Genomic DNA, 24834 nt, shown 5'->3' with positions numbered 1-24834 from the left:
GAGGGCAGCGCGCGCAGGAAATGGGGAAAGAACGCCCCAGCGCCCCTCGTTCCCTACTCGCGTACCCTGTCGAGGTGACCTGGATGCGGAAACGTGACCACAATGTGCTGACCAACGCCGCATCGCTTGCCGTGTGTGGCCTACTGGCCGGCGTGGTGGTCGCTGCGGCGGCCTTCCCCGCGGTGGCGATGTCCGGCTTGGCCGCGAAGGCCGGCGCCGAGACCTTCGGCGCCCTGCCCACGGAGTTGACTGTGGCCCGCGCGCCACAGATCAGCTACCTGCTGGCATCGGACGGCAAGACACCGCTCGCGACGATGTACGACGAGAACCGGCGGGACGTCAAACTCGCCGACATCTCGCCGGCCATGCAGAAGGCCATCATCGCGGCCGAGGATCACGACTTCTACAAGCACAACGGCGTCGACATCAACGGCGTCGCCCGTGCGTTCGTCAACAACCAGAGCGAGGGCTCCGGCCGGCAGGGCGCCTCGACGCTGACCATGCAGTACGTCCGGCTGGCCATCGCGTACTCGGCCACCCACCCGGCCGACGTGGTCGCGGCGACCGAGGACACCAGCGCCCGCAAGCTGCGCGAGATGCGGCTGGCCCTGCAGGTCGACAAGGAGTTCTCCAAGGACGAGATCCTCACCCGCTACCTGAACCTCGCCTCGTTCGGCAACGGCGCGTACGGCATCTACGCCGCGAGCCAGGTCTACTTCGGCAAGCCGCCGAGCAAGCTCAAGATCGAGGAAGCGGCGCTGCTGGCCGGCATGGTGAAGGCGCCCACCACGAACGACCCGACCACCAAGGCCGGCTACCCGCTCGCCCTGGACCGTCGTAACTACGTCATCCAGAACATGGTCGACATCAAGGCCATCACCCAGCAGGAGGCCGACGCGGCCAAGGCGACCAAGCTGGTCGTGAAGGACAAGCGCACGCCGAACGGCTGCGTGGCCGCGAACGTCAACAGCTGGGGCTTCTTCTGCGACTACTTCTACCGCTGGTGGATGCAGCAGGAGACGTTCGGCTCGACCACGTACGACCGGGAGCGGCGGCTCAAGAGCGGCGGCTACACGGTCGTGACGTCGATCGACGTGCAGGCGCAGAAGGGCGCCGACAAGGCCGTCCGTAAGGCCAAGAGCGAGAACAGCAAGGAAGCCGCCATGGTCGCGGTCGTCGAGCCCGGCACCGGCCGGGTGCGGGCGCTCGCCGTGAACCGGCAGTTCAAGCTGGACGACCCGAAGAACCCGAAGAACAAGCTGTCCAGCGATCCGGCGAAGAGCAAGAAGGGCATCCGGGGCAACTACCCGGCGACTGTCAACCCGCTGCTCACCGGCGGCGACGGCATCACCGGCTACCAGGCCGGCTCGACCTTCAAGCTCTTCACCATCGTCGCGGCGGCCGAGAAGGGCATCGCGCTCAGCAATCAGTTCAACGCGCCGCAGCAGTTCAAGTCGGAATACATCATCGACAGCAGCAGCCCGGCCGCCTGCAAGGGCACCCACTTCTACTGCCCGACCAACTCCGGCCTGAAGGCCGGCGGCATGCAGAACATGTGGACCGCGTTCGCGCAGTCGGTCAACACCTACTTCGTCCCGCTCCAGCAGCAGGTCGGCGCGGAGAACGTGGTGGACGTCGCCAAGCGGGCCGGCATCCAGTTCCGGGCCAGCAACGACGCGAAGTTCGCCGCCACCAAGGAGGCGGCGCACCAGTGGGGCGCCTTCACCCTGGGTGTCTCCTCGACCACGCCGCTGGACCTCGCAAACGCGTACGCGACCTTCGCGGCGGACGGCAAGTACTGCGAGCCGATCCCGGTGCAGGAGATCCGCGACCCGGACGGCAAGAAGCTGGACATCGCCAACCCGCGCTGCGAGAAGCGGTTCAGCACCGAGGTGGCCCGGGCCGCCGTGGACGCCGCCCGCTGCCCGGTCGGCGACAACTCCAAGACCAGCAAGTGCGGCAACAGCCGTACCGCAGGTGTGGTGAAGGGCATCGTCGACGCGCCTGTCGCCGGCAAGTCCGGCACCACCGACTCGGAGAAGACCGCCGCCCTGGTCGCCATGACCAAGCAGTACGCGGTGGCCGGCATCATGGCCGACCCGGACTGGCCGCAGACGAACGTCAAGATGAAGCACGCGGAGAAGGACGGCATCAACCCTCCGGTGTACGAGACGCTTCGCGACGCCATGAAGGGCAAGCCGCGCATCAACTTCGAACCGCCCGGCCAGAAGATCTCCGAGGGTGACCAGCGCAGCATCCCCGACGTGAAGTGCGTGTCGGTGGATCAGGCGAAGTCGCGCATCAAGGGCGCCGGTTTCGAGCCGGTCGTCTCCGAGGCGAAGGTCCCGTCCTCCTGCCCGGTCGGCACCGCGGCGGGCACCAGCCCCGACGGACGCACCATCAAGGGCGGCATCGTGACCATCCAGGTCAGCAGCGGTGGCGGCGCCACCCCGCCGGACAACAAGCCGGGCGGGCCCGGTAACCCGCCCGGTCGACCCGGCGGCGGCGGTCGCCCCGGCGGCTGAGCCGACAGGCAACACACGCGAACGGGCGGGCACCCCCTCTACGGGGTGCCCGCCCGTTCGTCTGTCCGGACTACCGCTGCTCGCGGGTCAGAGGCCGAGCTGTCGGCGTACCTCGGCGGCCACCCGACCACCCTCGGCCTGGCCGGCCACCGCGGCCTGGGCCGCCTTCATGGCCGGGCCCATCTGGGCCTTGCCGGTGAAGCCACCCGCGGCGAGCGCCCCCGAGACCAGCTCGGTCAGCTCGGCGTCGGAGAGCTGCTTGGGCAGGTATCGGTCCAGCACCTCACCCTCCGCGGTCTCCTTGGCGGCCTGCTCCGAGCGGCCGGCGTCGGCGAAGGCGGTGGCCGCCTCCCGACGCTTCTTGGCCTCTTTGGTCAGCACCGCGAGCACCTCGTCATCGGTGAGCTCGCGCTTGGCCTTGCCGGCGACCTCGGCATTGCCGACGGCGGCCAGGGCCATCCGCAGGGTGGAGGTGGTCAGCTCGTCGCGCGCCTTGAGCGCGGAACGCATGTCGGCGGTGAGGCGGTCCTTCAGCGTGCTCATGGACGGTCAAACTACCCTGAACGCCATGCGAAAGCGCACACTATTCCGGCTCGTCGCCGGAACCGCCGCCGTCGGAGCAACCACCCTCGCGTACGCGTCGCTCATCGAGCGCAACATGTTCACCCTGCGGAGGTACGACGTACCGGTGCTGCCGGCCGACGCGGAGCCGCTGCGCGTACTGCACCTGTCGGACCTGCACATGATGCCCGACCAGGCGCGCAAGCAGGGGTGGGTGGCATCGCTCGCCGCCCTCGACCCGGACCTGGTGGTCGTCACCGGGGACAACATGGCGCACCCCGACGCCGTGCCGGGCGTGCTGCGGGCGCTGCAACCGCTGCTCGACTACCCGGGCGCCTTCGTGTTCGGCTCGAACGACTACACCGGGCCGGTGCTGAAGAACCCGTTCACCTACTTCCTGCCCGACCGCGAGTACACCGAGGGCGTCGACCTGCCCTACGAGGAACTGCGCCAGGTGTTCACCGGCGCCGGCTGGGCGGACCTCAACAACGCCCGGACCACACTGAAGGCAGGCGGACGGCAGCTCGACCTGGTCGGCGTGGACGACCCCCACATCGACCGGGACGACTACCCCGCCGTTTCGGGCGCGGTCTCCTCCTCGGCAGACCTGTCCATCGCGCTGACGCACTCCCCCGAGCCACGGGTGCTCGACCAGATGGCCGCCGACGGCTTCGGACTCCTGCTGGCCGGACACACCCACGGCGGTCAGGTCTGCGTACCCGGATACGGGGCGCTGGTGACCAACTGCGGGCTGCCCCGCTCGATGGCACGCGGCCTGCACCGCTGGCCCGGATCGGACTCCTGGCTGCACGTCTCCGCCGGCCTCGGCACCCACCCGACCGCGCCGATCCGGTTCGCCTGCCCTCCCGAAGCCTCCATCCTCACCCTCATCCCCCGCTGACCCGACCCCCGCACAGGCCTCCTGGCGGACCGGTCGAGCGGCGGGGGTACCGAGTTTGACCCTCGGGGCGGGTGGGCTACTATTTGTCGGCACGCCTCGGGGTGTGGCGCAGCTTGGTAGCGCGCTTCGTTCGGGACGAAGAGGTCGTCGGTTCGAATCCGGCCACCCCGACCAGAGGCAGAGGGCACATCCACTCGGTGGATGTGCCCTCTTCTGGTTGTCAGTCCTGTGTCTCGGTGCGTTCGATCTCGGCGAACGCCGCGCTCAGGTAGCCGTCGAGCGGCCGGCCCGTCACCGCCAGCAGGTCGGCCACGAGCAGCGGGCCATGCTGGGCGAGCGCCGCCGGGTCGGGTGGAGAGTCGTCCTCGCCCGGGTCGTACACGCCGAGCGCACCAGCCAGCAGAACCAGCACGACATGCGGGTCGACGTCCGGTCGCCAACGCGCCGCCGCGCGGACGCACCGCTGGAGCACCTGCCGTACGTCGTCGCCGTCCAGCCCGTCCGGATGGGTCGCCTCCAGCAGCAGCCGCACCACCGAACCCAGCACCAGGCCGGAACGCTCAGCCGTGGCGAGCCGGCCGGTGGCCACCTCGTACGCCTCGTTGTCCTGGATCTTCGCGGCCTGGACGGCGTCGGAGGCGGCGCCGGCGATCTCGCGGGCGGATGCGGGCAGGTGTCGCCAGGTCACGCTCACCCGGCCAGCATGGCAGAGCGCACCGACAGCCGCCGCCTCGGTAAACGGTTCGCGCGGTGTCACACCTGACGAACAGAATGCCTGTCATGTTGCGTCGCGCCCTACCCCGCCGCCCGGAAGCTCGCCGGCTCCTCGTCGGCACCCTGCTGTCGGCGATCGGGCGTGGCCTCACCCTGCCGTTCCTGTTCATCTACCTCACCGACGTACGCGGTCTCACCGACACACGGGCCGGCCTGGCGATCGGTTGGTACGGCGCGGTCACGCTGGTCCTGTCGCCGCTGGGCGGGACGCTGATCGACCGGTTCGGGGCGCGGCGGGTGGTGCTGCCGTGCCTGCTGATCGAGGCGGTGGGCACCGGCTCGCTGGCCCTCGTCGACTCCAGCGCCTCCGCGTTCGCGGTGATGACGGTGATCGCCGTGGGCAGCTCGGCGATCTGGTCCGGGCAGAACACGATCCTCGCCTCGCTTACCGACGACGGCGAGCGGCAACGCGTCTTCGGGCTGAACTTCGCGCTGCTCAACCTCGGTATCGGGATCGGCGGCATGACGTCCGGCGCGATCGTCGACACCGACCGGCCGGTCACCTTCCTGGCGGTCTACCTGCTGGACGCGGTGAGCTACCTGATGCCGGCGCTGATCCTGCTCACCCTGCCGGGTGTCGGGCACCGGCTCGGCGCCGGCCGGGTCGCTGGCCAGCCGTCGCCGGGCGGCTACCTGACAGTGCTGCGGGACCGCCCGTTCCGCCGACTGGTGATCTTCGGCCTGATCCTCACCACCTGCGGGTACGCCCAGATCGAGGTGGGCTTCGCCGCGTACGCCGTGCGGGTCGTCGAGGTGAGCCCCCGGGTGGTGGCCTGGGCGCTCGCGGCGAACACCGTGACAATCGTGCTCGCCCAACTCCTGGTTCTCCGCCGGATCGAGGGCCGCAGCCGCACCGCCGCACTGGCCCTGGTCGGCACGGTGTTCGCCGCCGCCTGGCTGGTCCTCGGCGCCGGCGGCCTGATCAGCACCGAGAGCGCTGTGCTCGCCGCCCTGTGTGTGGTGGCCTGCTCGGCGATCTTTGGTTTCGGCGAGACGATGCTGTCGCCGATGATGCCGGCGCTCACCAACGCGCTGGCCACCGACGAGCTGCGCGGACGGTACAACGCGATGAGTTCGATGATCTTCGGGATCAGCGGCGTGATCGGCCCGGTCACCGCCGGCCCCCTCCTCGCCGCCGCCGACGGCCGGGTCTGGGTGGCGACAGTGGTCGGTGGCTGCCTGGTGGCCTCGCTTGTCGCACTCTCCCTACGCCGGCTGCTCACCCCCGCCCAGGACGGCCGGGTGACGGCCGAGCCGACCTCCCCCGAGCCGACCCCCGCCACCGCCTGACCCCGCACCCCGCAACGCGCACCGCGCACGCCGCAGCCCCGCACGCCGCACCGCACGCGCCGCAGCCCGCACGCCGCACCCCGCACCGCACACGCCGCAGCCCACACGCCGCACCCCGCAGGCCCCACGGCACACGCCGCACACCGCAGCCCGCACGCCGCACTACCCAGGTCGCACGCCGCAGGCCGCAGGCCGCAGGCCGCAGGCCGCAGGCCGCAGGCCGCAGGCCGCACCAAGATCCGCGCAACTTCGCAGATGTTGCTGCCTCCGACGCGCGGGTGGCAGCAATATCCCCGATGCTGCGCGGATCTTGCTCGCGGATCTCGCCGCCGCAAGATCGCGCTCGATCCTGGATCGAGTGGCATCCTCGCCGCAGGAAGCCACTACTTCCATGTTCGAGCGCGATCATGCGGCCCGACGCGGCCGCGCGAGCCGGGCGGGGCGGGCGGGCGGGGCGGGGCACGCTAGCGCGGCGGGGCGGGGCGGGGCACGCGGGCGCGGCGGGGCGGGGCACGCAGGCGCGGCGGGGCGGGCGAAGAGGGCGTCGGACAGGGGGCAGGGGACGGGTCGGGCCCCGGAGCACCAGCTCCGGGGCCCGATCGTCGCGGGGTCGTCCGTCAGGCGGCGGGGACCTCGGCGGTGGTGCGGATCCGGTCCAGCGCCGGTGCGGAGACCGGCGACTGGGCGGTCAGGTAGTCCACGAAGGCGTCCAGGTCGATCTGGCCGGTGACCTGGTTCGTGCCGCCGGTGAGGGCGCTGAAGCCGTCGCCGCCGCCGGCCAGGAAGTTGTTCACCGTCACCCGGTAGGTGGCGGCGGTGTCGACGGCGGTGCCGCCGATGGTGAGGCTGCCGCGGACCACGCGGGTGCCGGCGCACGGGTCGGCCGCGGTGGCGCTGGTGCCGTTCAGGTCGACCACGTAGCGCACGGTCGAGGACGGGTACAGCGTGCGACCGGTGACGAACTGCTGCTCCAGTACGCAGTAGAGCTGCGCGCCGGTCAGGTCCAGCGTCACCAGGTTGTTGGCGAACGGCTGCACGGTGAACGCCTCGCCGTAGGTGACCGGCCCGGCGTCCAGGGGGGCCCGGACCCCGCCGGGGTTCATGAAGGCGGCGACGGCGCCCTGCTCGTCGTCGGTGGCGGCGAGCTGCGCGTCGGCGATCACGTTGCCGATCGGCGATTCGCCGCACGAGTTGGGCACCTGCACCGAGCAGGTGCCGAGCAGGTTCTCCTGCGTCGTCACCAGAGCGGTGCTGGTCACGCCCACCTGGCGGTCGGCGACCGGGCCGAGAACGGTCTTGTACCGCTCGATCAGCGCGGTCTGCTTCCGGTCCGGGGCGACGTCCCGGGAGACCACCACGTTGTTGGCGGACGCGGAGAGCACGTCACCGCTCCGACGGTCGATCTTGAGGTCGATGTCGGTGACCAGGCGACCGAACGAGCTGGCGCTGGTGACCAGCTTGCCGTTGATGTCGCAGTTGTACGCCTGGTGGGTGTGTCCGCTGACCACCACGTCGATGGACGGGTCCATCCGGTTGGCGATGTCCACGATGGGGCCGGTCATGCCGACGCAGTCGTTGATGCCACCGGTCGCCGCCTGGGCGCCACCCTCGTGCAGCAGGACGACGATCGTCTCCACGCCCTTGCGGCGCAGCTCGCGGGCGTACCGGTTGGCGGTGTCCGCCTCGTCGGTGAAGGTGAGGCCGGCAACGCCCTGCTGGCTGACGATCTGCGGGGTGCCCTCAAGGGTCATCCCGATGAAGCCGACCTTGACGCCCTGCACCTTGTGGATGGCGTACGGAGCCATCAGCGGCTTGCCGGTGGCGGTCTTGAAGGCGTTGGCGGAGAGGTACTGGAAGCCGGCGCCCCGGTACGGGGTGCCGTCGGCGCAGCCGTCGACCGGGTGGCAGCCGCCGTTCTGGATGCGCAGCAGCTCGGCGGCACCCTCGTCGAACTCGTGGTTGCCGACGCTGGCGTAGTCGAGCCCGGCCATGCTCAGCGCTTCGATGGTCGGCTCGTCGTGGAACGCGGCGGAGAGCAGCGGGGACGCGCCGATCAGGTCACCGGCGGCGACGGTGATGGTGTTCTTCTTCTTGGCGGCTGCGCGCAGCTCGGCCAGGTGCGTCGCCAGGTATTCGACACCGCCCGCGGCCTGCCCGGCGATGCTGCCGCTGGAGCCGGTGGGCGGTTCGAGGTTGCCGTGGAAGTCGTTCAGCGCAAGCAGGGTGACGTCGACCGGCTTCGGCCGTGCGTCGGCCTGCTCGGGGGTGGTGGCGACCGCGCCGAGCGCGGCCACCGCGAGTGCGGTCAGGCCGGCGGCGGCCCGACGCATCCCGGAACTGGACATGGAACTCCTCGTGAGAATCGGCGTGCGTGGTGGCCGGCCGGTGGGTCGACCGGGCCGCCGACCGACGCCGTCGAAAAGGGTCGGTCGCGGTTGGCGACGTTGGGACCGTCGCCGTCCCGGCCAGCCTCTCATCCGGACGCCCACCCGTCGAGCGGGGCACCATCAGAGCTGCGAATACGCACGATTGTCGAGCCGGGTCCGGAAAGGACCGGACGGTCATCGTTCAGCCGGCGGCGAGCACCTCGACGACCAGGTCCGTGACGTCGTCAGGTGACCAGCCGTCGACGATCCCGGGCCGGGCCGACAGGTAGTCGGCGATCCGCTCCGCCGGCCAGCCGTGCGACTCGTGCAGCCCGCGGGCGATCATGCCGAGGTAGATCGACGCCGGGGGACGGCACCGCACGGCGGACGCCGGCCCGGGGGCCGTGAAGGTGAGCATCGGGACACCACCGTGGCTGCCCGGGCAGACCAGCGTCTCGTACCGACCGGGGCCCAGCGTGGCCCGCCCGTCGGCGACGGCCGCGTCGATCGCCGCCTCGGTGGCCGGGGCGAGGTCGCCGGTGCCACCCGCCGGGCGGTACATCTCCTGGGCCGCGATGTCGGTGAACTGCTCGACGGTCACCAGGTAGGCGCGGGCCGCGGCCAGGCCCGGGAGCTGTGGGTCGTAGAAGGCCATCCCGCCGGTCCAGGCACGGGACTCGCCGGCGAAGTAGATCCCGCCCGGCAGGGACACCGGCACCGACCGGCTGGGCGGGCGGGGGTCCCGGCAGCCGGGGTACGTCCGCCGCCCGCCGGGCGGGCATCCGCCGCCGATGTACCAGGCCAGGCGGGCGGCGTGCATGTTGGAGCCGTACGCGACGTACCAGACCAGCCGTTCCTCGACCGCCTCCACATGCGCCGCCGTCAGAAGCCGCAGGTCTGGCCGGCGGAGTGGCTGACCTGCACGGTGTGCGTCACGCACCCGCCCGACTCGACCAGGTGCAGCAGGAAGGAGGTGGGCTCGGCGACCCAGCCGATCTGTTCGTCGGCGGCCATGGTGAGGGTGCTCTGTCTCCAGGTGCTGGGGGCCACGGTGAGCACAGTGCCGGCGTACCCGGTGGTGACCGGGCGGTGCAGGTGCCCGGCGGCAACCCGCACGACGTGCCGGTGCCGGCCGATCACCTCGGCGAGCGCGGCGCCGTCGGCGAGCCGGATCGCGTCGGCCGCCGGGATGCCGGCCGCGACCGGCGGGTGGTGCAGGCAGACCACAGCGGGCACCTCGGGCCGCCCGGAGAGGACGCCGTCGAGCCAGCCGAGCTGCTCCTCGCCGAGCTGGCCGCCGTCGCTGCCGGGGATCAGCGAGTCGAGGACCACTATGGTCGCCGCCTCGTGGTCGACGTGGTAGTAGGCGGAGAAGCCGCCGCCCAGCCAGGGCGTGCCGCCGAACGTGTCGAGCAGGGACTCCCGGTCGTCGTGGTTGCCGGCGACCAGGTACACCGGGAGGGGAAAGCGGCCGATCAGCTCGCGCAGCGCCGCGTACTCGTCGGGGCGCCCGTGGTCGACCAGGTCGCCGGTGATGACCACGCAGTCCGGTCGGGGTCGCAGCGCCAGCACGCGGCCGAGCGCGCCGTGCAGCCCGGCGGCCGGGGCGGCGGCGAGCAGGCCGGTCGTCAGATGCGGGTCACTGAGCTGGGCGATGAGCATGGGTTCGCCTCCTCCGCGCCGGGAGTTCCACGCTATCGCCGGAGCGCGTCGCGTGGCGTCCCGAGCCCACAGGCTCCGTCCACAGCCTGTGGATAGCACATGTGTACGAAGGTCGGTCCCTCCCCGCGGAAGTACGCTTGATCGCGTCGGCCCCTCCCCTACCTGGAACGACGTGCGAGTGGATCATCAGCAAGTTGTCCGCGACGTCACCGTCCGTCTGCCGATGGCGTCGACCACGCCGGAAGCCTGTCGGTGGACCGTCACCGCGTTGTCCCGCCACACCTCGGCGACGATCTCCGTGCTGCTCGAAGTCCAGGAGCGGCTGCGCTGCATCGCGGCAACCGGAGCGTGGCAGGTGTTCGCCACCGTGCCGGCCCGCACCGGCATCGTCGGCCGGGTGTACGCAACAGGCGTCACGGCGGTCGTCCCCGACGTCACCGTCGATCCGGACTACCTCCCGGTACGCCCCGACGTGACCGCCGAGCTGTGCGTACCGGTCACCGACCCGGACGGCCGGACCATCGGCGTACTCGACCTGCAGTGGACCGACCCGGTCGACCTGAGCCCGTGGCGGGAGATCGCGCAGCGGTTGGCCGCCCGGCTCGGCGCGCGGATCACCGCCCTCGGCGGCCCGCCGGCGGAGAGCCGCAGTGAGAAGCTGCTCCGGCACGCCGCCGCGCTCTCCTCCGCGCCCACCGAGGGTGACGTGCTGGGCGTGGCCACCTGCGCCGCCCGGGAGGTCTCCACCCTCTCCACGGCAGTGCTGCTGATCGCCGACGCGGGCGAGGTCCGGATCGGGCCGGCGCCGCTGGATCCGAACGGGTTGGAGACCCGGATCCGGGAGGAGCTGACCGAGGCGGAACCCGCGGCGCTCGCCCGGATGATCGAGCGGGCGCACCGGTACGGCGCCGGCTACACCCTCGGTGAGGCGGGGCACCCGCCGACTGAGGACTACCAGCCGCTGACCCGGGCCGGGGTACGCACACTTGTCGCCGTCCCGGTCGGGCCACCCGGCGCCGGCGGGGTGCTGCTGGTCGCCGACGAACGGTCCCTGCGCCCGGACCCGACAACCGTCAGCCTCATGGAGCTGCTGGCCGGGCAGGCCTGGACGACCCTGGACCGGCTGCGCACCCTCGCCCGCCTGCGGGAACAGGCCAGCTCGGACCCGTTGACCGGGCTGCGGCACACCGGCCCGTTCGGGCAGCGGATCGCGGCGGCCACCCCGGGGCGTACGGCTCTGCTGGCGATCGACGTGGACGGCTTCAAGACGGTGAACGACACGTACGGCCACCAAGCCGGCGACCAGGTGCTGGTCGGGTTGGCCCGGGCCCTGGAGGGCGCGCTGCGGCACGGCGACGAGCTGTACCGGATCGGCGGGGACGAGTTCGTCGCGGTGATCGAGGTGAGCCGCCCGGAGGAGGCGGTCCGGATCGCGGAGCGGCTCACCGAGGCGGCCCGGCGCGTCGGCCGCACCATCAGCGTGGGTGTCGCGCTGCCCCGTCCGGGCGAGTCACCCGATCGCACGCTCCGCAGGGCGGACCAGGCCCTCTACGCGGTGAAACGCCAGGGCAGGGACGGCGTGCAGTTGTCCGCCGCCTGACCCCGCCTCTCGGGTCAGGAGGTCTTCAACTCCTTGGCCAGCAGCTCGGCGATCTGGGCGGTGTTGAGGGCCGCGCCCTTGCGCAGGTTGTCGCCGGTGACGAAGAAGTCAAGCGCGCGGGGGTCGTCCAGGGCGCGGCGGATCCGGCCGACCCAGGACGGGTCGGTGCCGACCGCGTCGATCGGCATCGGGAACTCGCCCGCGGCGGGGTCGTCGACGACGATCACCCCGGGGGCGTTACGCAGTGCCTCGCGAGCGCCCTCGGCGTCCACCTCGGTGGCGAAGACCGCGTGTACGGCCACCGAGTGGGCGGTCACCACCGGCACGCGTACGCAGGTGGCGGACACCTTGAGGTCGGGCAGGCCGAGGATCTTGCGAGACTCGTTGCGGATCTTCATCTCCTCGGACGACCAGCCGCTGTCGGCCGCCGAGCCGGCCCAGGGGACCACGTTGAGTGCTAGCGGCGCGGGGAACGGGCCCAGGTCGTCGCCGACCGCCTGCCGCACGTCGCCGGTACGCGAGCCGAGCAGGCGGTCGCCGGCGACCTTGGCGAGCTGGTCGTGCAGGATCTCGACGCCGGCCTGCCCGGAGCCGGAGACCGCCTGGTAGGAGGCGAGGACCAGCTCCCGTAGGCCGTACTCACGGTGCAGCGGAGCCACCGCGATGATCATCGCGAGGGTGGTGCAGTTGGCGTTCGCGATGATGCCCCGGGGCCGGTTGCGGACCTGCTCGGGGTTGATCTCCGGAACGACGAGCGGGACGTCCCGGTCCATCCGGAACGCGCCTGAGTTGTCCACCACTATCGCGCCCCGGCCGACCGCGACAGGTGCCCACTCGGCGGAGACCTCGTCCGGCACGTCGAACATCGCCACATCGACGCCGTCGAACGCCTCCGGGGTCAGCGCCTGGACGACGAGTTCCTCGCCCCGGCAGCGGACCCGCCGCCCGACCGAGCGTTCGGAGGCGAGCAGACGGATCTCACCCCAGACGTTGCGGCGACCGGTGAGCAGCTCACACATCACGGTGCCGACGGCACCTGTCGCTCCGACCACGGCGAGGGTGGGCAGCGCCGTCATCGGCGCTACCTACCCGTCCCCGCGTAGACCACGGCTTCGGTGTCGCCGCCCAACTCGAACTGGTCGTGGATGGCGCGTACGGCGGCGTCGAGGTCGGTGTCGCGGCAGACCACGGAGACCCGGATCTCCGAGGTGGAGATCATCTCGATGTTGACCCCTGCCGCACCGAGGGCGGCGAAGAAGCCGGCGGCCACACCGGGGTGCGAGCGCATGCCGGCGCCGATGAGCGAGACCTTGCCGACGTGGTCGTCGTACAGCAGGCCCTTGAACTTGACCGGCTCCTGGATCTTGCTGAGCGCCGCCATCGCGGTCGGGCCGTCGGCCTTGGGCAGGGTGAAGGAGATGTCCGTGCGGCCGGTGCCCTCGGTGGAGACGTTCTGCACGATCATGTCGATGTTGATCTCGGCGCCGGCGACGGTGTCGAAGATCCGCGCGGCGGCACCCGGCTCGTCGGGCACCCCGACGATCGTGATCTTGGCCTCGCTACGGTCGTGCGCGACCCCGGTGATCAGTGCCTGCTCCACGGAAGGGTCCTCCATCGATCCGGTGACCATCGTGCCGGTGTTGGTCGAGTATGACGAACGGACGTGGATCGGCAACCCCGCCCGCCGGGCGTACTCCACGCTACGCAGGTGCAGCACCTTCGCGCCGCACGCGGCCAGCTCCAGCATCTCCTCGTAGGTGATCTGCTGGATGTGCCGGGCGTTGGGGACGATCCGGGGGTCGGCGGTGAAGATGCCGTCCACGTCGGTGTAGATCTCGCACACGTCGGCGTGCAGCGCGGCGGCGAGCGCCACCGCAGTGGTGTCCGAACCGCCGCGGCCCAGGGTGGTGACGTCCTTGGTGTCCTGCGAGACGCCCTGGAAGCCGGCCACGATGACCACCGAACCCTCGTCCAGCGCGCCCTTGAGCCGCCCCGGGGTGACGTCGATGATCCGTGCGCGGCCGTGCACCGACGTGGTGATCACGCCGGCCTGCGAGCCGGTGAACGAGCGGGCCTCGTACCCCAGGTTGTGGATGGCCATGGCCAGCAGGGCCATCGAGATCCGTTCCCCGGCGGTGAGCAGCATGTCCAGTTCGCGGCCCGGCGGCAGCGGGCTGACCTGGTTGGCCAGGTCGAGCAGTTCGTCGGTGGTGTCACCCATCGCGGAGACCACCACCACCACGTCGTCGCCGGCCTTGCGGGCGGCGACGATGCGCTCGGCCACCCGCTTGATCCGCTCGGCGTTGGCGACGGAGGACCCGCCGTACTTCTGCACCACGAGTGCCACGACGGTGCACTCCCTCCCAGCGACCCTGAGCGTGCCGACGCCGCCGGAACCGGGGCCGGCGGCGCGTGTCAGACCCCTTGAGGGTATCCGGCGGGTAACGACGGCGGGTCAGGTGATCCCACCATCCGGCCCGTCCGGGACGGCGCGGCCCCGCTGGCCAGGGCGGCGGTACGCCGGAGCGGCCCGACCCGACACGCCGGAGCGGGCGCGGCACGTGCCGGTCCCCACCAGCCGCCGTCACCCACCAGAATGAGCCGGTGCCCGTCCTTCTCCGCTCGGCCGGCCGCGTGCTCGGGCCGCTCGTGCTCGCCCTGCCGGCGTGCCTGGTCGCCTGCGCCGATGAGCAGCCCGTGCCCCCGCCGCCCACCGACAGCCCGCCCGCCCAGGTGGACGCCGCCCGGGACGAGTTGGCCGCGCTCGCGGCGGCAGCCCAGGACCGCCGGCTGGTGGCCCAGTACGTGCACAGCCGGGCCGGCCAGCCCGACCGCACGGTCGTGTTCACGAGCGCGAACGACGGCAGTTGGCGGGTCGACGTGCCGGGTGGCGCGCTGGGCGGCACGGTGGACGTCTCGTTGGCAGCCACCGCCGACGGGTTGTTCCAGTGCGCCCTGCCGTCGCCCGGTCGGCCGGAGTCGGCGAGCTGCGTACGTGTCGGCGACCGCGACGAGCCCCTCCCGCGCCGGCTGGACCCTCGGGTCCAGCATCCGTTCACCGACTGGTTGGACGTGCTCACCGACCGGCGGGCCCCGCTCGCCGTCGCCCCCGCCAGTGCACCGAAGGGCCTGACCGGGACCTGCTACTCGGTGGACTCCACGACCGCCTCGCTCAACGCCCCGCTGGACGTGGGCATCTACTGCTACGACCGGGACGGCACACCGACAGGCCTCCGCACCGGTAACGGGACGCTGCGGCTGGCCGCCCCGCCCGGGCCGCCGCCGGCCACCGTCCAGCTGGCCGGCCCGGTAACGGACGGCGAACCGCTCGGGACCGAGGCTCCGCCGACGCCTACCGCTGACCCGTCGGACAGCCCGAGCGCGGGAACGTCCTGATCTTCGTCCCGTTACGGGTGCTCTTGACCACATTTAGACCACCCAAACTGAGCGGCGAATCGCCCATACAGGACGATCTGTCGCATGGCTGACCTCACCCCGCTGCTCGCCTACCGCTGGAGTCCCCGAGCCTTCGACCCGAGCGCCGAACTCACCCCGGACGAGGCGGCCTCACTGCTGGAGGCCGCCCGCTGGGCCCCGTCGACGGAGAACGGGCAGCCCTGGCGGTTCGCCCTGGGTCACCGCGACGACGAGGTCTGGAAGCGGATCCTGATCAACCTCCCCGACGACGACCAGGGCTGGGCCCGCAACGCCGCGACCCTGGTGGTCGGTGCGCACACCGGGCGCGACGCCGAGCGGGCGGCGTACGACCTGGGTCAGGCGATGGCCCACCTCACCGTGCAGGCCACCGCGCTCGGCCTGCACGTGCACCAGCTCACCCGTTTCGATCGGGCCGGCCTCGCCGGCGAACTGGACCTGCCCGACGGCGTCCGCCCGCTTGTGGTCGCCGCCGTGGGCCGCCTCGGGGATCCGTTCGGTCTCCCGGCCGAGCTGCTCGCCCTGGAGGTCGGCCTGCGGCACCGCCACCCGGTCGCCGACCTGCTGCTCCGCTGATCGGGCTCACCCGCCCCGGCTGGCCCGGAGCAGGACGTGCGCGGCGTCGGTGTTGCGGTAGAGGACGTGCCGACCCTGCCGGAACCTGCCGACCAGGCCGGCGGCGTGCAGAGCGGCCAGGTGCTGGGAGACGTTCCCGGCGGACATCCCGGTGAGTCGGGCCAGGTCGGTGGTGGTCGACGACGTGTCGAGCAGGTGCAGCAGCGCGGCCCGGCCTGGGCCGACCACCCGTGCCAGCGGGTCGCCGGGCGGCGTCGCGGTCGCCTCCCAGAGCGTCCCGACCGCCCGGACCGGGTACGCCCCGGCCGGCGCCGAGTCCTCCAGAAGGTTCCACAGCACCCGCCGGTCGGTGAACAGGGCCGGACTCAGCGCCAGCCCACGATCGCGCAGGTCGAAGTCCCGTTCGAACGGGTCGTCGCTGACCACCCGGTCACCGAGCCAACGCAGGCTCGGGTGCAGCTGCTCGAAGAACCGACCGGCGCCGTTCTCGGCGAGCTGGGCGGCCCGGTACGCCACGTCGGCGTCGAGCATCGCGCGTATCCGCGGCCAGTCCGGGGCGATCGCCTCGTCGTACCAGACCCGCACCGCGTCGACGAGCTGCGGCAGCAGCCCGCGAGGGTCGGCCAGAAGCGCCAGCCCGAACGGGCCGAGCGGGCGGCGCGCGGTGGTGGCCAGCAGATCCTTGACCACCACTGCCGGCGGCGTCGCCGCGAGCTGGTCGAGCTGCTCGGCCATCTCCACGTTCGGTCGGGCCGCCGGGGTGAGGAAGTCGGGCAACGGGCAGCCCTGCCACGTCAGCTCCGTCAGCGGTCGCACCGGGGCGGCGACCTCCGGACGGCGCAGCGTCACCCGGGCGCGGTCGATCCAGGGCAGGTGCACCGCGTAGCGGAGCGGGTTGGCAAGCGCCCACATGCTCAGGACGGTCTCGTTGACCGGCGACACGGCGAGCCGGACTCCGGCGACGTCGGTCAGGCTGAACCGCAACTCGGACACACGCACCCCCGCAGGATTCGGTCCAGCCTAAAAGGTTCGACCGGAACCATGGGGACACGATTCACTCACCGCCCATGGGGGCCAGAGACACCATCCGCACAGTTGTCCGACACGTCGTACCGCCGGCCGGACTGACCCGCGCCCTGGCCGTGCAGGCAATGGTGTACGCCGTCGGCAGCGGCCTGTTCCACGCCGGCAGCGCCGTCTTCTTCACCAGGGCGCTCGGGCTCAGCGCCGCCCAGGTCGGGTTGGGGCTGTCCATCGCGGCGGGGGTGTCGCTGCTCGGCACGGTGCCACTGGGTGGCCTCACCGACCGGTACGGGCCGCAGCGGGTCTGGGTGGTGGGGCTGGTGCTGAACGCCGCGCTCTTCGCCACCTACCCGTTCGTGGGCGGCTTCGCGGGATTCCTCGCCGTGGTGGTGGCGTTGGCGGCGGTTGACGCGTCGACAGGTGTGGCCCGTCAGGTCTACTCGATCAACGCGCTCCCGCCTGCCGAACGGGTCACGGCGATGGCCTACCAGCGTTCGTCGCTGAACGTCGGATTCGGGCTGGGAGCCGTGATCAGCGGTCTGGTGCTGGCGGTGGACACGATCGAGGCGTACCGGGGAATGGTCTGGTTCATCTCGACTGTCTTCCTGTTCACGGCGCTGTTCGTACGACGACTGCCCCGGCTGCCTCAGGTGACCCGGCCGGTGGAGCCGATGGGTCGGCTCGCCGTCCTGCGGGACCGGCCGTTCATGGCGGTGTCCCTGCTGTCCGGGCTGCTCACCGCGCACGGGGTGCTCTACCTGACGGTGCTGCCGCTCTGGATCCTCACCCACACCGACGCCCCGAAGACGGTGATCGCCGCGCTGGTGCTGCTCAACACGGTCCTGATCGTGCTGCTCCAGGTACGCGTCAGCCGGGGCGCCGACACCGCCGAGGGCGCGGCGCGGGCCTCCCGCCGTGGTGGCCTGCTGATCGCCCTGGCCTGCCTGGTCCTGCCGATCTCCGGGGTCACCCGGGGCGCGCTCACCATCGTGGTGCTGGTGGCCGCCGCGACGGTGCTGATCCTGGCCGAGCTGATCCAGTCGGCGGGCGCCTGGGGGCTCACCGCCACCCTTCCGCCGGACGACCAGCGCGGCGCGTACGTGGGGGCGCTGCGGCTGGGTGAGCAGGTGCAGTACCTGGTCGCCCCGGCCGGGTTGACAGCGCTCGGCGTGACCACCGGCGGCTGGGGTTGACTGCCGCTGGCAGCGATCTTCGTGCTGCTCGGAGCGGCGATCGTGCCCGCCGTGGCCTGGGCGCAACGGACGCCGAGGCTGGGCGCGGACGCCCCGGGGCGGAGCATGACCCCGGTCCCATAGTCCGGACCTGCCTTCCCACTCCCGATCACATCACGTAGGGTGACGTGGTCATGTGGCAGGCGCTGCTCCTCCTTAGCCGCCGCGACGAGGCCTGACCGGCCGGCACCTCGTCGCGGAGTCGCATCGCGCCGTCCAGCACATCTGAGTTTCCTCTCGGCACCGCCGCGCACCGTCGCCCGGCACCTCGCCGACACCTTCCGATCTGCTGACGCCACATGTTCCAGGGAGCACTCCGAGATGGCTCAACCTGTCACCGACGCTGAGACCGATCCGATCGCCCGGCAACGCCCGAGCCGGATGCCGTACCACCGCTACCAGCCCTACCGGGAGCAGTTCCGGGTGGAGCTGCCGGACCGCACCTGGCCCACCCGTACCGTCGAGGCCGCGCCACGCTGGTGCGCGGTGGATCTCCGGGACGGCAACCAGGCACTGATCGACCCGATGTCGCCCGAGCGTAAGCGCCGGATGTTCCAGCTGCTCGTACAGATGGGTTACAAGGAGATCGAGGTCGGGTTCCCGTCGGCCAGCCAGACCGACTTCGACTTCGTCAGGCAGCTCATCGAACAGGACATGATCCCGGACGACGTCACCATCCAGGTGCTCACGCAGTGCCGGGAGCACCTGATCGAGAGGACGTTCGAGTCGCTGCGCGGCGCCAAGCGGGCAATCGTGCACTTCTACAACTCGACGTCCACGCTCCAGCGTCGGGTGGTCTTCGGCCTGGACAAGGACGGCATCGCCGACATCGCCACCTCCGGCGCTCGGCTCTGCCAGAAGTACGCGGAGATCCACACCCCGGACACCGAGATCTTCTACGAGTACTCGCCGGAGTCCTACACCGGCACGGAGCTGGAGTACGCGCTGGAGGTCTGCTCCCGGGTCATCGACGTGATCGACCCGACGCCGGACCGTCCGCTGATCATCAACCTGCCGGCGACAGTCGAGATGGCCACCCCGAACGTGTACGCGGACTCGATCGAGTGGATGCACAGGCACCTGCCGCGGCGGGACAGCGTGGTGCTGAGCCTGCACCCGCACAACGACAGGGGCACCGGCGTGGCCGCCGCCGAGCTGGGTCTGCTGGCCGGCGCGGACCGCATCGAGGGTTGCCTGTTCGGCAACGGCGAGCGCACCGGCAACGTCGACCTGGTGACGCTGGGGCTCAACCTCTTCTCCCAGGGCATCGACCCGATGATCGACTTTTCGAACATCGACGAGATCCGCCGGGCCGTCGAGTACTGCAACCAGCTGCCGGTGCACGAACGCCACCCGTACGCGGGTGACCTCGTCTACACCGCGTTCTCCGGCTCGCACCAGGACGCCATCAACAAGGGCTTCGACGCCCTCAACGCCGACGCGAAGGCCGCCGGCGTGCCTGTCGACGAGTACACCTGGGCGGTGCCGTACCTGCCGATCGACCCGAAGGACCTGGGCCGCACCTACGAGGCCGTCATCCGGGTCAACTCGCAGTCCGGCAAGGGCGGCGTCGCGTACATCATGAAGAGCGAGCACCAACTGGACCTGCCGCGCCGGCTCCAGATCGAGTTCTCCGGGGTGGTCCAGCAGGTCACCGACCACAACGGCGGCGAGGTCGACCCGGCCGCCATGTGGGAGATCTTCGCGACGCACTACCTGCTCGACCACCAGCCCGACCCGGCGGTCCGGCTGGCCGGCTACACGATCCGCACCACGGACGGCAAGGTCGACATCGAGGCCGAGGTCGGTGTGGGCGGCGACGAGCGGTCGCTCGCCGCGGTCGGCAACGGCCCGATCGACGCGTACGTCAACGCCCTCCAGTCGGTAGGGGTGGCCGTACGGGTGCTCGACTACCACGAGCACGCGCTCTCCTCGGGTGGGGACGCGCAGGCCGCCGCGTACGTGGAGTGCGAGGTGGACGGTCGGACGGTCTGGGGTGTCGGCACCGACGCCAACATCGTCACCGCCTCGATCAAGGCGGTCACCAGCGCCGTCAACCGCGCCCGCCAGTAGACGGCACGCGCCGCGCCCCCGAGGAGGAGCCCTACCTCGGGGGTGTGGCGGCGGGCATCGAGTGGCAGGGCTGGGACGGGGGCGCCTCGCGGGGTGGCCGGTGGACCAGCACGAGGGCCAGCACCGCGCCGGCCAGCAGCAGCCCGGCGCACCAGGCCAGCGAGGCGCGGAACGCGCTCGTCAGCTCCGGCTTCTGCTCGTACCCGCTGCCGGAGAGGCCGACGAGCAACGGCAGCGCGGCCACCGCGAGCAGGCCGCCGGCCCGGGACGCGGCGTTGTTGAAACCGCTTGCCACTCCGGAGAACCGGTCCTGCACGGCGGCCAGCACCGACGCGGTGAGAGGTGCCACCACCAGGGTCAGCCCGATGCCGAAGAGAAGCACCCCGGGCAGGACGTCCCGCCAGTACGACGCGCCCGGTGCCACGCCGCGCAGCAGGAGCAGCCCGGCCGCTGCGATCACCGGCCCGACGGCCAGCGGCAGCCGCGGGCCGATCCGCGCCGAGAGCGCGCCGGCCCGCGCCGAGCCGACCAACAGCAGCAGTGTCATCGGCAGCAACGCGATGCCGGTACGGAACGCCGACCACTCGACGACGTTCTGGAGGTAGACGGCGAAGAAGAAGGTGAACCCGCCGAGCGCCGCGTACACGACCACAGTGAAGATGTTCAGCGCCGAGAAGAGCCGACTGCTGAACAGCCCGGTGGGCAGCATCGCCGTGTCGCCGCGGCGGCGTTCCAGGAGGACGAAGGCCACCGCCGCCAGCACCCCGACGAGCGCCGCCACCAGCACGGGTGCCGAGTCGAACCCGCGGGCCGGCGCGTCGATCAGCGCGTACGTGACGCCGGCGAGCGCGAGCGCCCCGAGCAGCGCCCCGGCCACGTCGAAGCGGCGGCGGGTGCGGCCCGGCCCGTGCGTACGGGAGGCGTTCTCGTCGCGGCTCTCCGGCACCCAGCGCAGCGCGGCCAGCAGGACCAGCGCGGCGATCGGCAGGTTGAGGAAGAAGATCCACCGCCAGGACAGCGCGTCGATCAGCCAGCCGCCGATGAACGGCCCCAACGCCGTCGACACCCCGGAGAGCCCGGCCCACGCGCCTATCGCCCGGCCCCTGTCGTCCGGGTGGAAGCTGGCCTGGAGCACCGACAGCGAGCCGGGGGTGAGCAGCGCGCCGCCCGCGCCCTGGAGGAACCGGGCCGCGATAAGCCAGCCGGTGCCCTGCGACAGCCCGCACAGCGCCGAGGCCACGGTGAACCAGAGCACTCCGATCAGGAAGACCCGCCGTCGACCGAAGCGGTCCCCGAGGGATCCGCCGAGCAGGACGAACGCCGCAAGCGTCAGCAGGTACCCGTTGACGGTCCACTGGAGATCGGCCACGTTCGCCCCGAGGTCCTGGCCGAGTTTCGGCAGCGCCACGTTGACGACGGTGCTGTCCAGGAAGACCATGCCGGAGGCGAGCACCGCCGCGACCAGCGTCCCCCGCCCTGCGGCGGTGCCCATCCTCAAGGCGGGTGACGGTACGGGAGCAGTCATCCCACCAATCTGCCTTGCAGGATGTGGGAGACGCCACGAAACGCCGAAACCATCCCCGGGTACTGTGCGCAATCGCCGGGAGCCCGCAAGCTGGAGAGGTGTCGTCTGTGCGTACCAGATCAGGACAGCGTGCGTCGGTGGCCGCGCTCGTCGCGGCGCTGGCGCTCGGCGTGGCCGGTTGTGTCCCGCCCGAGGAGCCGGAGGCGACGTCGCCACCGGGGGACGGCGGCAACGCCGTCGAACAGTTGAGCCAGTTGACCGTGGCCAGCGCAGGCTCGATGAAGGGTTACAGCCGGGATCGTTTCCCGCACTGGCGGGACACCGGTAAGAACTGCGACGTGCGGGACAGCATCCTGCAACGCGACGGTAAGGACGTGAAGCTCTCCGGCTGCAACGTGGTCGGTGGTCGCTGGGAGAGCGTGTACGACGGCCGCAGCGCGACGGATCCCTCCGATGTGGACATCGACCACACGGTGCCGTTGGCGAACGCCTGGCGCTCCGGCGCCGACGAGTGGGACAACGCTAAGCGCGGCGACTTCGCAAACGACACGACACGTCCGCAGCTCATCGCGGTTTCCGCGTCCTCCAATCGGGCAAAGGGTGACCAGGATCCATCCCAGTGGAAGCCGGCGAACCGGTCGTACTGGTGCCAGTACGCCAAGGACTGGGTGACGGTGAAGCACTACTGGAAGCTGACGGTGACGAGTGCCGAGAAATCGGCACTGACCGACATGCTGGAGGGCTGCTGATGAGTGAGGGAGCTGCGACAGGCGCCGAGGCGAGCGGTGACACCGCCCCGGCCGCCGCGGGGATGACCGCCGACGGCACTGCCGACACGCCGGCCGCGGTGCCGGGGGCAGGCATGGTCGCGGAATCGACAGGTGCCGCCGGCCCGCAGAGCCGGACCGCCGACATCGTTCCCGGGCCGGGTGGGGTCATGACCGACGAGGTGGGGGTCGTCACCGGCGAGTTGACCCTGCGCACCGAGTACGCGGACGGCAAGGCCACCCTGCGGGTGCAGTACAAGGACGCGGACGAGTGGTACGCGGTGACCGGCGGGTCGGTCGCGCTTGCCGACCCGGCGGGCCTGGACGCGGTGCACGGCGTCGCAGTGGCGTTGCTGCACCGCCCGGAGGGCTGAGCCGCCTGCGGCACATGTGGCACCGCGCGGGGGCCGTCCGGTTCGGGACGGCCCCCGGCGGCGTCACGGGGTTGGGATCAGCTCGCCCGGCGGGTCGACCGGGCCGGTGCCGTCCACCGGACGGACCAGCTCGACCTCGACCTCGTGCGGCCGGATCCGGCCGGCGGCGATGTCCTCGGCGAAGTGGCAGGCCACCCGGTGCCCGCCGACCACGTCGCGCAGTTCCGGCCGCTCGTCGGCGCAGCGGGTCGGCTGCGCCCACGGGCACCTGGTGTGGAACCGGCAGCCCGACGGCGGGTTGGTCGGCGACGGCAGGTCACCGGCGAGCAGGATCCGCTCCCGGCGGTCCTCCACCAGCGGGTCGGGCACGGGCACCGCGGACATGAGGGCCCGCGTGTACGGGTGCATTGGCTCGCGGTAGAGGTCGTCGCTGGACGCCTCCTCCACAAGCCCACCCAGGTACATGACACCCACCGTGTCGGCGATGTGCCGGACCACCGCCAGGTCGTGCGCGATGATCAGGTACGTCAGGCCGCGCTCGTTCTGGAGGTCCTCGAGCAGGTTGAGTACCTGCGCCTGGATCGACACGTCCAGCGCGGAGACCGGCTCGTCGGCGACGATCAGGTCCGGGTTGAGCACCAGCGCCCGGGCGATGCCGATGCGCTGGCGCTGGCCGCCGGAGAACTCGTGCGGGTACTTGCCGAGGGCCGACGCGGGCAGGCCCACCGCTTCCAGCGTCTCCCGCAGGCGGCGGTTCGTCTCGACCTTGTCGTCGGCCAACCCGTGCGCCTTGAGCCCCTCCACCAGCAGCGACTCCACCGACTGGCGGGGGTCGAGGCTGGAGAGCGGGTCCTGGAAGATCATCTGCATGCGACGGCGGGCCTTGCGCATCGCCTCGCCCTTGAGCGCGCGGACGTCCGTGCCGTCGAAGATGATCTCGCCGTTGGTGGGTTCGACGAGCCGCAGCAGGCCTCGACCCAGCGTCGACTTGCCGCAGCCCGACTCGCCGACCAGGCCGTACGTCTCGCCCTTGCGGATGCTCAGCGACACGCCGTCCACGGCGTAGACGTATCCGACGGTCCGGTCGAAGAGCAGGCCGCTCTTGATCGGAAAGTGGACCTTGATGTCGCGCAGCTCGATCAGGGCATCGGTCGGTTCGGTCATCGGGCCGCCACCTCCTCGGAGACGGGGTTGTTGCAGCGGAGGTCGCCGCCGGTGGCGGTCGGTTCGAGCGGCGGCGGCCCTTCCAGGCAGGCGTCCACGACGTTGTCGCAGCGCGGTGCGAACGCGCACCCCTCGACCCACGGGATGTTGTCCGAGACGGACCCGCGGATCGCGTGCAGCCGCTCACCGCGCGGCGAGTCGAGCCGGGGCACCGAGTTCAGCAGCCCATGGGTGTACGGGTGCCGGGCGTGCGCGAACAGCTCGTGCCGTGGCGCCCGCTCGACCACCTTGCCGCCGTAGAGCACGTTGACCGTGTCGCAGAGCCCAGCCACCACACCCAGATCGTGAGTGATCATGACGAGCGCGGTGCCGGTCTCGTCGACAAGCTGCTTGAGCAGGGTCAGGATCTGCGCCTGGATGGTCACGTCGAGCGCGGTGGTCGGCTCGTCGGCGATCAGCAGCCGAGGCTTGCAGGCCAGCGCGATGGCGATGAGCGCGCGCTGGCGCATGCCGCCGGAGATCTGGTGCGGATACTCGCTGAGCCGCCTGCTCGGGTCCGGGATGCCTACCGCGTCGAGCAGGTCCCGGGACTCCCGCAGCGCCTGCTTGCGGTCCCGGCCCTGGTGGCGCTCCAGCACCTCGGCCACCTGGACGCCGATCGGGATGACCGGGTTCAGCGAGGACAGCGGGTCCTGGAAGATCATGCTGATCTCCCGGCCGCGCCTGTCGCGCATGTCGTCGGGACGCAGCTTCAGCAGGTCGGTGCCCTCGAACAGCACCTCGCCGGTGACCTTGTTGCCCCGCTTGGGCAGCAGGCCCATGATGGCCAGGCTGGTCACGCTCTTGCCGCAGCCGGACTCGCCGACCAGGCCGACGGTCTGGCCGGGCTCCACGGTGAAGCTGACCTTGTCGACGGCGGTGAAGGACCGCTCGCCGCGCCGCTGGAACACGACGCTCAGGTCACGGACGTCGAGCAGGCTCATCGG

General features: G+C 71.5%; 21 protein-coding genes and 1 tRNA gene. 11 read left to right on the top strand and 11 right to left on the bottom strand.

Going from position 1 to position 24834, the window contains the following annotated elements:
- The first annotated feature begins 83 nt into the window (after positions 1-83).
- On the top strand, positions 84-2525 hold the full coding sequence (locus AB0N27_RS21120; protein ID WP_364372322.1) for a transglycosylase domain-containing protein: 2442 nt from the start codon (positions 84-86) through the stop codon (positions 2523-2525).
- A gap of 87 nt (positions 2526-2612) precedes the next feature.
- On the opposite strand, the gene AB0N27_RS21115 is transcribed toward AB0N27_RS21120, so the two are convergent.
- On the bottom strand, positions 2613-3068 hold the full coding sequence (locus AB0N27_RS21115; RefSeq protein ID WP_139588092.1) for a GatB/YqeY domain-containing protein: 456 nt from the start codon (positions 3066-3068) through the stop codon (positions 2613-2615).
- A 25-nt stretch (positions 3069-3093) separates the two neighbouring features.
- Here AB0N27_RS21115 and AB0N27_RS21110 point away from each other — a divergent pair, with 25 nt between their 5' ends.
- Together AB0N27_RS21110 and AB0N27_RS21105 are read left to right on the top strand one after the other, a co-directional pair.
- Positions 3094-3987 (top strand): metallophosphoesterase, encoded by an 894-nt coding sequence (locus AB0N27_RS21110; RefSeq protein WP_364372318.1) that lies wholly within the window; start codon positions 3094-3096, stop codon positions 3985-3987.
- A 97-nt stretch (positions 3988-4084) separates the two neighbouring features.
- Positions 4085-4161: transfer RNA gene (locus AB0N27_RS21105), tRNA-Pro, on the top strand.
- A 46-nt stretch (positions 4162-4207) separates the two neighbouring features.
- Here AB0N27_RS21105 and AB0N27_RS21100 read toward each other — a convergent pair.
- A complete protein-coding gene (locus AB0N27_RS21100; protein WP_364372315.1) occupies positions 4208-4681 on the bottom strand; it encodes a hypothetical protein in 474 nt (157 codons plus the stop codon).
- An 86-nt stretch (positions 4682-4767) separates the two neighbouring features.
- Here AB0N27_RS21100 and AB0N27_RS21095 point away from each other — a divergent pair, with 86 nt between their 5' ends.
- A complete protein-coding gene (locus AB0N27_RS21095) occupies positions 4768-6051 on the top strand; it encodes an MFS transporter (protein WP_364372312.1) in 1284 nt (427 codons plus the stop codon).
- 617 nt (positions 6052-6668) lie between these two features.
- On the opposite strand, the gene AB0N27_RS21090 is transcribed toward AB0N27_RS21095, so the two are convergent.
- The 3 genes from AB0N27_RS21090 to AB0N27_RS21080 all read right to left on the bottom strand — a co-directional run bounded on the left by AB0N27_RS21090 (position 6669) and on the right by AB0N27_RS21080 (position 10079).
- On the bottom strand, positions 6669-8396 hold the full coding sequence (locus AB0N27_RS21090) for a bifunctional metallophosphatase/5'-nucleotidase (protein ID WP_364372309.1): 1728 nt from the start codon (positions 8394-8396) through the stop codon (positions 6669-6671).
- A gap of 223 nt (positions 8397-8619) precedes the next feature.
- Entirely contained in the window at positions 8620-9288 is a 669-nt protein-coding gene (locus AB0N27_RS21085; RefSeq protein ID WP_364372306.1) for a histone deacetylase, read from the bottom strand.
- Positions 9289-9299: 11 nt separating this feature from the next.
- Positions 9300-10079 carry a phosphodiesterase gene (locus AB0N27_RS21080; protein ID WP_364372303.1) on the bottom strand — a complete coding sequence of 260 codons (780 nt, stop codon included), beginning with the start codon at positions 10077-10079 and terminating at the stop codon, positions 9300-9302.
- Positions 10080-10257: 178 nt separating this feature from the next.
- On the opposite strand from AB0N27_RS21080, the gene AB0N27_RS21075 reads away from it, so the two are divergent.
- Positions 10258-11679, top strand: coding sequence for a diguanylate cyclase (locus AB0N27_RS21075; RefSeq protein ID WP_364372300.1), 1422 nt, complete (start codon positions 10258-10260; stop codon positions 11677-11679).
- A gap of 14 nt (positions 11680-11693) precedes the next feature.
- On the opposite strand, the gene AB0N27_RS21070 is transcribed toward AB0N27_RS21075, so the two are convergent.
- Both AB0N27_RS21070 and AB0N27_RS21065 read right to left on the bottom strand, forming a co-directional pair.
- Positions 11694-12755 carry an aspartate-semialdehyde dehydrogenase gene (locus tag AB0N27_RS21070; RefSeq protein WP_364372297.1) on the bottom strand — a complete coding sequence of 354 codons (1062 nt, stop codon included), beginning with the start codon at positions 12753-12755 and terminating at the stop codon, positions 11694-11696.
- A 5-nt stretch (positions 12756-12760) separates the two neighbouring features.
- Positions 12761-14026 carry an aspartate kinase gene (locus tag AB0N27_RS21065; RefSeq protein WP_364372294.1) on the bottom strand — a complete coding sequence of 422 codons (1266 nt, stop codon included), beginning with the start codon at positions 14024-14026 and terminating at the stop codon, positions 12761-12763.
- A 257-nt stretch (positions 14027-14283) separates the two neighbouring features.
- On the opposite strand from AB0N27_RS21065, the gene AB0N27_RS21060 reads away from it, so the two are divergent.
- Both AB0N27_RS21060 and AB0N27_RS21055 read left to right on the top strand, forming a co-directional pair.
- Positions 14284-15075, top strand: coding sequence for a hypothetical protein (locus tag AB0N27_RS21060; RefSeq protein ID WP_364372291.1), 792 nt, complete (start codon positions 14284-14286; stop codon positions 15073-15075).
- Positions 15076-15159: 84 nt separating this feature from the next.
- On the top strand, positions 15160-15690 hold the full coding sequence (locus tag AB0N27_RS21055; protein ID WP_364372288.1) for a nitroreductase family protein: 531 nt from the start codon (positions 15160-15162) through the stop codon (positions 15688-15690).
- A 6-nt stretch (positions 15691-15696) separates the two neighbouring features.
- Here the strand turns inward: AB0N27_RS21055 and AB0N27_RS21050 are convergent, their stop codons facing one another.
- Positions 15697-16689: an ArsR family transcriptional regulator gene (locus AB0N27_RS21050; protein ID WP_364372285.1), complete on the bottom strand. Its 993-nt coding sequence runs from the start codon at positions 16687-16689 to the stop codon at positions 15697-15699.
- A gap of 68 nt (positions 16690-16757) precedes the next feature.
- On the opposite strand from AB0N27_RS21050, the gene AB0N27_RS21045 reads away from it, so the two are divergent.
- Together AB0N27_RS21045 and leuA are read left to right on the top strand one after the other, a co-directional pair.
- Positions 16758-17906 carry an MFS transporter gene (locus AB0N27_RS21045; RefSeq protein ID WP_364372281.1) on the top strand — a complete coding sequence of 383 codons (1149 nt, stop codon included), beginning with the start codon at positions 16758-16760 and terminating at the stop codon, positions 17904-17906.
- Between the two features lie 360 nt (positions 17907-18266).
- A complete protein-coding gene (gene leuA, locus AB0N27_RS21040; RefSeq protein ID WP_364372278.1) occupies positions 18267-20018 on the top strand; it encodes a 2-isopropylmalate synthase in 1752 nt (583 codons plus the stop codon).
- A gap of 31 nt (positions 20019-20049) precedes the next feature.
- Here the strand turns inward: leuA and AB0N27_RS21035 are convergent, their stop codons facing one another.
- Positions 20050-21543, bottom strand: coding sequence for an MFS transporter (locus AB0N27_RS21035; RefSeq protein ID WP_364372275.1), 1494 nt, complete (start codon positions 21541-21543; stop codon positions 20050-20052).
- A 107-nt stretch (positions 21544-21650) separates the two neighbouring features.
- On the opposite strand from AB0N27_RS21035, the gene AB0N27_RS21030 reads away from it, so the two are divergent.
- Entirely contained in the window at positions 21651-22292 is a 642-nt protein-coding gene (locus AB0N27_RS21030) for an HNH endonuclease family protein (protein ID WP_364372272.1), read from the top strand.
- On the top strand, positions 22292-22684 hold the full coding sequence (locus AB0N27_RS21025; RefSeq protein ID WP_364372270.1) for a hypothetical protein: 393 nt from the start codon (positions 22292-22294) through the stop codon (positions 22682-22684). Before AB0N27_RS21030 ends, AB0N27_RS21025 begins: the two co-directional genes overlap by 1 nt.
- Positions 22685-22747: 63 nt before the next feature.
- Here AB0N27_RS21025 and AB0N27_RS21020 read toward each other — a convergent pair whose 3' ends face one another.
- Both AB0N27_RS21020 and AB0N27_RS21015 read right to left on the bottom strand, forming a co-directional pair.
- Complete coding sequence (locus AB0N27_RS21020; RefSeq protein WP_357989289.1) at positions 22748-23848, bottom strand: oligopeptide/dipeptide ABC transporter ATP-binding protein; 1101 nt, start codon at positions 23846-23848, stop codon at positions 22748-22750.
- Positions 23845-24831, bottom strand: coding sequence for an ABC transporter ATP-binding protein (locus tag AB0N27_RS21015; RefSeq protein WP_364372266.1), 987 nt, complete (start codon positions 24829-24831; stop codon positions 23845-23847). The genes AB0N27_RS21020 and AB0N27_RS21015 overlap by 4 nt, the downstream gene beginning before the upstream one ends.
- Positions 24832-24834 lie beyond the last annotated feature (3 nt).

Source organism: Micromonospora sp. NPDC093244, from assembly GCF_040683695.1.
Classification (GTDB): Bacteria; Actinomycetota; Actinomycetes; order Mycobacteriales; family Micromonosporaceae; genus Micromonospora.
Note: the sequence above shows the minus strand (reverse complement) of the source record. Positions and strands in the feature narration are given on the sequence as shown.

What these genes read in the sequence shown, in the direction of transcription:
- AB0N27_RS21120 (WP_364372322.1), top strand. Translation starts at nt 84, where the DNA reads ATGCGGAAACGTGACCACAATGTGCTGACCAACGCCGCATCGCTTGCC.
- AB0N27_RS21070 (WP_364372297.1), bottom strand. Translation starts at nt 12,755, where the DNA reads ATGACGGCGCTGCCCACCCTCGCCGTGGTCGGAGCGACAGGTGCCGTC.
- AB0N27_RS21020 (WP_357989289.1), bottom strand. Translation starts at nt 23,848, where the DNA reads ATGACCGAACCGACCGATGCCCTGATCGAGCTGCGCGACATCAAGGTC.
- AB0N27_RS21015 (WP_364372266.1), bottom strand. Translation starts at nt 24,831, where the DNA reads ATGAGCCTGCTCGACGTCCGTGACCTGAGCGTCGTGTTCCAGCGGCGC.
- AB0N27_RS21115 (WP_139588092.1), bottom strand. Translation starts at nt 3,068, where the DNA reads ATGAGCACGCTGAAGGACCGCCTCACCGCCGACATGCGTTCCGCGCTC.
- AB0N27_RS21110 (WP_364372318.1), top strand. Translation starts at nt 3,094, where the DNA reads ATGCGAAAGCGCACACTATTCCGGCTCGTCGCCGGAACCGCCGCCGTC.
- AB0N27_RS21055 (WP_364372288.1), top strand. Translation starts at nt 15,160, where the DNA reads ATGGCTGACCTCACCCCGCTGCTCGCCTACCGCTGGAGTCCCCGAGCC.
- AB0N27_RS21080 (WP_364372303.1), bottom strand. Translation starts at nt 10,079, where the DNA reads ATGCTCATCGCCCAGCTCAGTGACCCGCATCTGACGACCGGCCTGCTC.
- AB0N27_RS21025 (WP_364372270.1), top strand. Translation starts at nt 22,292, where the DNA reads ATGAGTGAGGGAGCTGCGACAGGCGCCGAGGCGAGCGGTGACACCGCC.
- AB0N27_RS21095 (WP_364372312.1), top strand. Translation starts at nt 4,768, where the DNA reads ATGTTGCGTCGCGCCCTACCCCGCCGCCCGGAAGCTCGCCGGCTCCTC.
- AB0N27_RS21090 (WP_364372309.1), bottom strand. Translation starts at nt 8,396, where the DNA reads ATGTCCAGTTCCGGGATGCGTCGGGCCGCCGCCGGCCTGACCGCACTC.
- leuA (WP_364372278.1), top strand. Translation starts at nt 18,267, where the DNA reads ATGGCTCAACCTGTCACCGACGCTGAGACCGATCCGATCGCCCGGCAA.
- AB0N27_RS21035 (WP_364372275.1), bottom strand. Translation starts at nt 21,543, where the DNA reads ATGACTGCTCCCGTACCGTCACCCGCCTTGAGGATGGGCACCGCCGCA.
- AB0N27_RS21045 (WP_364372281.1), top strand. Translation starts at nt 16,758, where the DNA reads ATGGGGGCCAGAGACACCATCCGCACAGTTGTCCGACACGTCGTACCG.